Below are 8,125 nucleotides of genomic sequence, written 5' to 3' on the forward strand. Positions count from 1 at the left end.
GAGGGCGATGGACACGGCGAGCAGGCCGCCGTCGTCGGTGGGGTCGGGGCCGTACAGCAGGTCGTGCACGTGGGCGGGGGGGCGGCCGGTGGCGGCGGCGACGGCGTCGACCAGCTGCCCCGGTCCCGCGGACCGGGGCAGCCCCACCTGATGGGCCACGCGACGGGCGGTGCCGGCGCGCAGCGCGGCCGCGGCGTGGCCGTACGCGCGCGAGCGGCGGTAGAGCCGCCCACGCCCGCGGGCCGTCTCGGCCGAGCGGACGACGACGGGCATCACCTCGGTGACCACCGGTCCCAGCGCCCGCCCCTGGGCCAGGCCCAGCAGGACCACGGCACCCACGAGCACCGCCAGCACCGGGCCCGCGGCGGGGGGGAGGGGTGGCACGGGGTCGGTGGCGGCGCCGAGGTCGGTGGGCGACGGCAGGTACCACACGAGCGTGTCGTGGTGGCCGAGCATGCGCAGCGTGAGGGCGGCGTTGCCCGACTCGGCGAGGAACTCGTTCGACATCACGCGGGCGTCGGCGAGGTAGCGCACGGTGACGCCCGCGTGCTCCCAGACGGCATACCCGCCGGCACCGTCGCCGACCGGGAAGCACAGCTCGACGCCGTCGCCCGCGACGACGGAGCCCCGGGAGAAGGAGATCTCACCGGCGGCGGTGGCGTCCGGATCCTCGCACCGGGCGGGCAGCGGCTCGGCGGAGCCCGCCCCGGCGACGCTCACGCCGGTGCCCAGGCCCGTCAGGTCGGAGTAGGTCGCGCCGACGACCACCAGGTCCGCCCCGATGGCCAGCAGCTCGGCCCGCCGGTCCGGTCCCAGCAGCGCCACGTCCGTCACGAGCACGGTGGCTCCCGGCCCGGCGAGCGTGCCGACCGCGGCCAGGGTGGTCGCCTCGTGGACGGTGACGCCGTGCTCGGTGAGGATCTCGGCGGCGGCGCGGGCGCCCTCCGGGCCGGGGTTGTCCGGGGCCAGCGGCCGCGCGGAGGTACGGGCGGTGGCCGCGTAGGTGAGGACGGCGAGCACGAGGAAGACCGCGACGACGAGTGCGCCCAGCCGCCGGCGCCGCCACCGGCCCGGTCGGGGGGTGGCCGTTCCCGGCGAGGTCCCGGTCGGTGCCGCGGGCGAGGTCGGTGCCGCGGTCGAGGTCGGTGCCGCGGTCGAGGTCGCGGGCGTGGCCACCGGCGTGGCCGGCGTCCTCGTCATCGGACCTCGCCCCAGCCGGCCGGGGCGGACGCCGCGAGCGGGCCGTGTACCGCGCGCAGGCGAGCGACGTGCTCGGCGAGGGCGCGCAGCTCGGCGTCCGCCGACTGGTCCGGGACGGCGTGGCCGTAGCGGGCGTCGTCGAACAGGCGCCCGCCGCGGGCGAGGCCGACCGCCGCGTCCGGGAGCGCGGCACCCGCCGCGAGGACTGCCTCGTGCGCCGTCAGGCCGGGCCGGTCCTCGAGCACCGCGCGCTCGTCCAGGTCACGGATGATCGCGCGGAAGCGCTCCACCACCGCCGTCGCATAGTCCCGCCGGCGCGCGGCGGCGTCCGCCCGGGCGGTCAGCTCGGCGGCGGAGCTGGTGTCGACGAACAGCGCCGCCGACGCCGCCGCGGCCCGGACCCGCCGGCGGCGCACCCGCCCGCCGAGCAGGAGGGCGACCGCGACGACGACGGCGACGAGCAGCACGACCAGCACCGGGACCAGCGCGGGCGGTGCCGAGCCGCCGAGCTCACCGAGCCGCTCGAGGAGGTGCCCGAACCAGTCGATGATCCGCTCGGCCAGCGTCGGGGAGTCGTCGTAGATCGCCTTGCCGAGCTCCTCCTCCGCCCACCGCCGGGCCTCGTCGGCGTCCGGGGCGAGCATCTCAGCCGGCCTCCGCGGCCCGGGCCAGCTCGACGTCGAGGCCTTCTCGGCGGATGCGCACGTCGATGTACACCAGCGCCTCGACGGCCGCGAGGAACGGTGTCGTCAGCGCCGAGATCAGCACCGAGAGCACCGTGGAGCCCAGCAGGTACGCGGGCGACGTCGCGACGCCGGTGCCGAGGAAGGAGACGAAGGTGACCGGGACCATCAGCGCCCAGGTGAGCACCGTGACGATGATCCACGCCAGCGCCAGGACACCGAAGATGCGCCAGAAGCTCCCGGCCGTGAGCGACCAGGAGCGACGGACGGCGGCGAGGACGCCCGTGCGCTCCAGCACCAGCGCGGGCGCGGCGACGCCCAGCCGGACGGCGAAGAACACCATCAGCGCCGCGCCGCCGAGGATCGCCAGGATCGAGACGACGACGGCGACCGCGACGGACCCGCCGTCGTTGCCGAGCGCCGTGGCACCGACGACGGCGAGCACGACGAGCACCACGACCACCACCGCGGCCGCAGCGAGCAGCCCGAGCAGGAGCGTGAGGCCGATGAGGCGCCAGACGCGGCCCTTCACCTGGCCCCAGACCTCCCCGACGGGGAGCGTCCGGCCGAGGACGGACTGGCTCACGGAGACGATGAGGATGCCGGTCAGGACCACCGACGCGAGGAAGGTGGCCAGGCTCGTGGCGAAGCCGGCCACGGTGCTGCCGAGGCTGAGCGCGCCGAGCTCAGCCAGGCTGACCGTCGGGTCCTCGAGCACCAGCAGCGTCTGGTCCATGAACGCACCCAGCACCACCGCCTCAAGCACCCCGATGACGCCCATGACCACGAGCGAGAAACCGAACATGACCTTCGGGTTGGCACGGATGGCCCGGAACGCGCCGTCGAGGATCTCCCCGACGTTCAGCGGGCGCAGCGGGACGATCCCCGGCTGCCGCGGCCCGGCGAAGCCGAACGGCGCCGGACCCGGCGTCGCCGGGGCGCCGTACTGCCCGTACTGGGGCGCGGGCTGCCCGTACCGGGGGTCCGGCTGCCCGTACTGAGGCGCGGGCTGCCCGTACTGCCCGTACCGGGGGTCCGGCTGCCCGTACTGCCCGTACTGAGGCGCGGGCTGCCCGTACTGCCCGTACTGCCCGTACTGCCCGTACTGGGGGTCCGGCGGGCCGGGCTGCGGGGCCGCCGGGCCGTCCTGCGAGGCCTCCTCGCCGGGCTGGGGCGTGGGCTGCGCAGGCTGGCCGTACTGCCCGTAACGGGGGTCCGGGGTGGGCTGTCCCTGCTGCCCGGGAGCACCCGGGACGTTCTGCGACGGATCCTCCTGGGACATCCGGTGCGCCTCCTCTGTCCGTCCGCCGCGGACGCGGCGCGCTGGCGCCATGCTCCCACGCACCTGAGGGCGCATGGTGGACCCGCGCGGCCCGGCCGGTCCCGCGGCGCGCGGCGCGCGGGGGAGCGCGCGAACGTGCGCGGCCGTCCGAAGTGGGAACATGGGCACATGACTGCCCGCATCCTCCTTGTCGACGACGACGCCGCCCTTGCCGAGATGATCGGCATCGTGCTCGATGCCGAGGGTTTCGAGGCGATCTTCTGCGCCGACGGCGCCGAGGCACCGGACATGTTCCGCGCCGAGGCGCCGGACCTGGTGCTGCTCGACCTTATGCTCCCGGGCCTGGACGGCATCCAGATCTGCCGGATCATCCGCGCCGAGTCCGACGTCCCGATCGTCATGCTCACGGCCAAGTCGGACACCCTCGACGTCGTCGCCGGCCTCGAGGCGGGCGCGGACGACTACATCGCCAAGCCGTTCAAGCCCAAGGAGCTCATCGCCCGCGTGCGGGCTCGGCTGCGCCGGCAGGACCAGCCCGAGCCCGAGCGCCTGCGCATCGACGACCTGACCATCGACGTCGCCGGCCACGAGGTCCGGCGGGGCTCGGAACTCATCCCCCTGACGCCGCTGGAGTTCGACCTCATCGTGGCCCTGGCCCGCAAGCCGTGGCAGGTGTTCAGCCGCGAGGTCCTCCTCGAGCAGGTGTGGGGCTACCGCCACGCCGCCGACACCCGCCTGGTCAACGTCCACGTCCAGCGGCTGCGGGCGAAGGTCGAGCGCGATCCCGAGCACCCCGAGGTCGTCGTCACCGTGCGCGGCGTCGGGTACCGGGCCGGGGCACCGAAGGAGTGATCCCGGTGGCCCCGGCGGCACCGGACGGCCCGGGGGTGACCGGGCCGCAGCAGGACGCCGCCCCGTACCCCACGGCGCAGGAGGTGCCCGCCGGCCTGGTCCCGTACCGGCCACGGCCGCAGCGCAGCCTGCGACGGCGGTTGCGGCTGCGGCTCTTGCGGTTCGCCCGCAGCTGGCGCGAATCCCTCTCCGCCCGGGTGGTGGCCGCGACCGTCATCGGGGGCCTCGCCCTTCTCGCCCTGCTGGGCGGCGTGCTCGCCGCCCAGATCCGCGGCGGCCTCTACGACGAGCGCGTGGCCCAGATGCTGCAGGACGCCGCCCTGCGCGCGCAGGACGCACAGGTCACGTTCGAGGCGACCACCGCGACCACCAGCCAGGACGTCCAGAGCGTCGCGAACGACTGGACGCTGCAGAGCGCCACCTCCGGCGTCGTCGGCACCGTGCTCATGCGCTCGCCGACCTCCGTCTCCGCGGTCACCATCAACGACCCGGCCACCAACACGGCGTTGCGGGACCTGGTCACCGCCCAGATGCGGGAAGCCGTCGCCGCCGAGGGCGGGCAGCACTGGCAGGCTATCGCCCTGGAGACCTCGGACGGCGACGCACCGGGGATCGTCGTCGGCTCGCCCGTGACGCTGCCCGCGGCCGGCCCGTACGAGCTGTACCAGTTCTACTCGTTGGCCCCCGAGGAGGGCACGATCTCCCTGGTCCTGCGGATCCTCGCCGTCGGCGCCACCACGTTGGTGCTGCTGCTCGGCGGCCTCACCTGGCTGATCACCCGCTGGGTGCTGCGGCCGGTGCAGGACGCCGCGTTCACCGCGGAGCGGATCGCCGGCGGGATGCTGGACGAGCGCATGGACGTACGCGGCCACGACGAGCTCGCGCTCCTGGGGGAGTCCTTCAACGAGATGGCCGCCTCCCTGCAGAGCCAGATCGAACGCCTCGCCGAGCTCTCCCGGCTGCAGCAGCGCTTCGTCGCCGACGTCTCCCACGAGCTCCGCACCCCGCTGACGACGATCCGCATCGCCGGCGAACTCATCCACGACGCCAGGGACTCCTTCGACCCGCCGGTGCGGCGCTCCGCCGAGCTCCTGCACGCCCAGCTCGACCGGTTCGAGTCGATGCTCGCCGACCTGCTGGAGATCTCCCGGTTCGACGCCGGGGCGGCCGTCCTCGACATCGAGCAGCGGGACCTGCGCGAGCTCGTCGCCCGCGTCGTCGAGGGCGGCGCCATCCTCGCCGAACGGAAGGGTTCCGAGATCCGGGTCCACGCGCCCGCCGAACCCTGCACCGCCGACGTCGACGCGCGCCGCATCGAGCGGGTGCTGCGCAACCTGCTCGCGAACGCCGTCGAGCACGGCGAGGGCCGTCCCATCGAGATCACCATCGGGGCCGACGACGCCGCGGTGGGCGTGCGGGTCCTCGACCACGGTGTGGGGATGAGCGAGGAGGCGGCCGCGCACGTCTTCGACCGCTTCTGGCGGGCCGACCCGGCTCGCGCCCGCACCACGGGCGGCACCGGTCTGGGCCTGTCGATCTCGATGGAGGACACCCGGCTGCACGGCGGAGCCCTGGAGGCGGCGGGCCTGGCGGGCGGGGGGGCCGCCTTCCTGCTCACCCTGCCGCGCCACGCCGGGGCCGTCGTCACCGACCACCCCGTCCCCCTGGTGCCGGACGACGAGGCGCCCCCCGCCGTCAAGACACCCGCGTCCGGGGCGGGCCTCGGCCGGCCCGAGTCCGTGCTGGAGCAGTGATGGGCCCCGACCGCCGCCGCCGCGCGCTCGTCACGGCGCTGGCCGCCGCCGTCGCCCTGGCGGGCTGCGCGAGCCTGCCCCGCACCGGGCCGGTCACCGCTTCCAAGCCGGAGCTGCCCGCGGCGCAGGGCATCGGGCTCTACGCCCGCGGGCCCGAGGCCGGGGCGGAGCCGGAGGCGATCGTCGAAGGCTTCCTCGCGGCGTCCGCGGCGGGCTACTCCGACGAGTTCCTCGTCGCGCGGGAGTTCCTGGCCGGGGCGGCCGTGCAGACGTGGCAGCCGCTGGCGCAGGTCCGCGTCTTCGACGAGGTGCCGGAGTACTCCCGCACCGCCACCGGTGCGGTCCAGCTCAGCGTCGACACGGACGCGTCGGTCGACTCGGCCGGCCGGTACGACGAGTCCGCCCCGGGGAGCACCATCGAGGCCGACTTCACGCTGGCCCGCGTCGGCGGCGAGTGGCGCATCATCGACCTCGACGACGGTGTCTTCCTGCCCGCCGCGAACTTCCTCTCCGTCTACACCCAGACACCGCTGTACTTCCTCACCCCCGACAAGGGGTATTTCGTACCCGACGTGCGGTGGTTCCCCCGCCAGAACCTGGCCACCTCGCTCGTGCGGAACCTCCTCACGGGGCCCTCGCCGTGGCTGGCCGCCGGGGCCGTGAGCATGATCCCGCCCGGTACCCGCATGAGCGTGGAGTCCGTCGCGGTGACCGACGGCGTCGCCGCGGTGGATCTCTCGGCCGACGCGCTCGTCGCGGACGAGGACCGACGCGCCCTGCTCTTCGCCCAGATCGAGCGCACGCTGCGCGGGGTCTCGGGCGTCCAGGACGTCGCGCTCACCGCCGCCGGGGCACCGGTCGAACTCACCGTGCCGGTGCCGGAGCTCCCCACCTACCCCTTCGGTGCCGCGAACGCCGTCGTCATCGCGGACGGCGTGCCGGCCGACGTCGTGGCGGGGGTGCCGGTGCCGCGCCCCGGGGCCGCCCTGATGACCGGGGTGGACCCGCACCACCCCGCGCTCGGCTACGAGGGCGTCAACCCCACGTTGGTGTTCCTCCAGGGCACGGACCGCCTGGTGAGTGCCCCGACGGCGGAGGTGCAGCCGTTCCTCCTCGCGCAGGGACCGGGACTCGTCCCGCCGTCGATCGACCAGGAGGGCTGGATCTGGACCAGCCCCACCCCCAGCGACGGCCACCTGACGGCCGTGCGCCCGGACGGCACGCGCGTGGAGGTGGGGGCGCCCTGGCTGGCGGGCGGCAAGATACACACGCTCCGGATCTCGCGCGAGGGGGCCCGCGCGGTCGTGGTATGGGAGTCCGCGGGCGTGCTCGCCATCGACCTGACCACGGTGGTGCGCGGCCTGGACGGGACCCCGCGCACGCTGGGCGACCCGGTGCGCATCGGGGAGCGGATGACCAGCGCCACCGAGCTGGCGTGGGTGGACGAGCAGACCGTGGCGGTGCTCGGCACGTCCGAGGGGAACCCGGACCTGGCGGTGCACCTGCTCTCCCTCGGCGGGCCCTCGACCCGGTTGCCCGCCGTCGCCGGTGCGGTCACGATGACCGCCGGGCGCGGCGACCGTTCCATCCTGGTGGGCACCGAGGACAACCGTGTCTACGAGCGCAACGGTGCCTCGTGGCGTCCGGTGCTCGACGGCGTCACCTACCCGACCCTCCCCGGCTGACCGCTGCCCGGTGCGGTCGTCATGTCGCCACCTCGTCCACAGGTGGCGCCGGCGGGTGCGCGGCGACCTCGGTCGTCCCGGCACCCTGGTGGCATGCCCACGCGAGAGCAGTCGGCGGTCGCCCGCGCCGGTGCGGCGCTCGGCGCGGCGCTGGAACTGGTGCTGCCGGTGAGCTGTGCCGGCTGCGGCAGGTGGGACGTCCCGCTGTGCGCGCGGTGCCGTGCGTTGCTCGCCGCACCACCGGCTCGGTGCGACGCCGCGATCCCGATGCTCGACCGGGACGGGGCGTCGACGCTGCCGACCTGGTCGATCGGGCCCTACGCCGGGTCGCTGCGCACCCTCGTGCTCGCGTGGAAGAACCACCGACGCACCGACGTCGCCGCCCCCGTCCACGTCGCCGCAGCGGCCGCCGGCCGTGCCTGGGTACCCCACCTCCACGCCCTGATCGCGGTCCGCTACGGCGGCGCGGCCCCGGCTGGGGTTGTCTCGGGTGCGGCCGGCCCCGAGGGTGCCGCGCCGGCCGGCCCCGGGGATGCCGCGCCGGCCGGCCCCGAGGGTGCCGCGCCGGCCGGCCCCGGGGGTGGCCCGGCGGCGGTGCCGACATGCCTCGTCGTCGTCCCGGCACCGTCGGGGTGGGGGCCCCGGGGGGGGGGGCGGGTGGGGGGGGGC

6 protein-coding genes and 1 pseudogene are annotated in these 8,125 nt (G+C 75.6%); 4 read left to right on the top strand and 3 right to left on the bottom strand.

The features are described 5' to 3' along the window. The 3 genes from ACYC1Z_RS12845 to ACYC1Z_RS12855 form a co-directional block, all read right to left on the bottom strand. Positions 1–1,200: DUF4350 domain-containing protein (locus tag ACYC1Z_RS12845; protein ID WP_461409918.1), on the bottom strand; the 1,200-nt coding region annotated here is incomplete at its 3' end. Continuing rightward, positions 1,197–1,844: a DUF4129 domain-containing protein gene (locus ACYC1Z_RS12850; protein WP_461409919.1), complete on the bottom strand. Its 648-nt coding sequence runs from the start codon at positions 1,842–1,844 to the stop codon at positions 1,197–1,199. The genes ACYC1Z_RS12850 and ACYC1Z_RS12845, both read right to left, overlap by 4 nt. A gap of 1 nt (position 1,845) precedes the next feature. Beyond that, the gene (locus ACYC1Z_RS12855) at positions 1,846–3,165 is read right to left on the bottom strand and encodes a glycerophosphoryl diester phosphodiesterase membrane domain-containing protein (RefSeq protein ID WP_461409920.1); all 1,320 of its coding nucleotides are present in this window, start codon (positions 3,163–3,165) and stop codon (positions 1,846–1,848) included. A gap of 168 nt (positions 3,166–3,333) precedes the next feature. Between ACYC1Z_RS12855 and mtrA the strand changes: the two genes are divergently transcribed. The 4 genes and pseudogenes from mtrA to ACYC1Z_RS12875 all read left to right on the top strand — a co-directional run. Then, positions 3,334–4,017: an MtrAB system response regulator MtrA gene (gene mtrA / locus ACYC1Z_RS12860; RefSeq protein WP_461409921.1), complete on the top strand. Its 684-nt coding sequence runs from the start codon at positions 3,334–3,336 to the stop codon at positions 4,015–4,017. 5 nt (positions 4,018–4,022) lie between these two features. After that, positions 4,023–5,771 (top strand): MtrAB system histidine kinase MtrB, encoded by a 1,749-nt coding sequence (mtrB, locus tag ACYC1Z_RS12865; RefSeq protein WP_461409922.1) that lies wholly within the window; start codon positions 4,023–4,025, stop codon positions 5,769–5,771. Beyond that, the gene (locus tag ACYC1Z_RS12870) at positions 5,771–7,456 is read left to right on the top strand and encodes an LpqB family beta-propeller domain-containing protein (protein WP_461409923.1); all 1,686 of its coding nucleotides are present in this window, start codon (positions 5,771–5,773) and stop codon (positions 7,454–7,456) included. The genes mtrB and ACYC1Z_RS12870 overlap by 1 nt, the downstream gene beginning before the upstream one ends. Positions 7,457–7,549: 93 nt before the next feature. Continuing rightward, positions 7,550–8,125: pseudogene (locus tag ACYC1Z_RS12875) on the top strand (hypothetical protein); the annotation flags it as partial.

It is taken from the genome of Georgenia sp. (genome assembly GCF_054605595.1).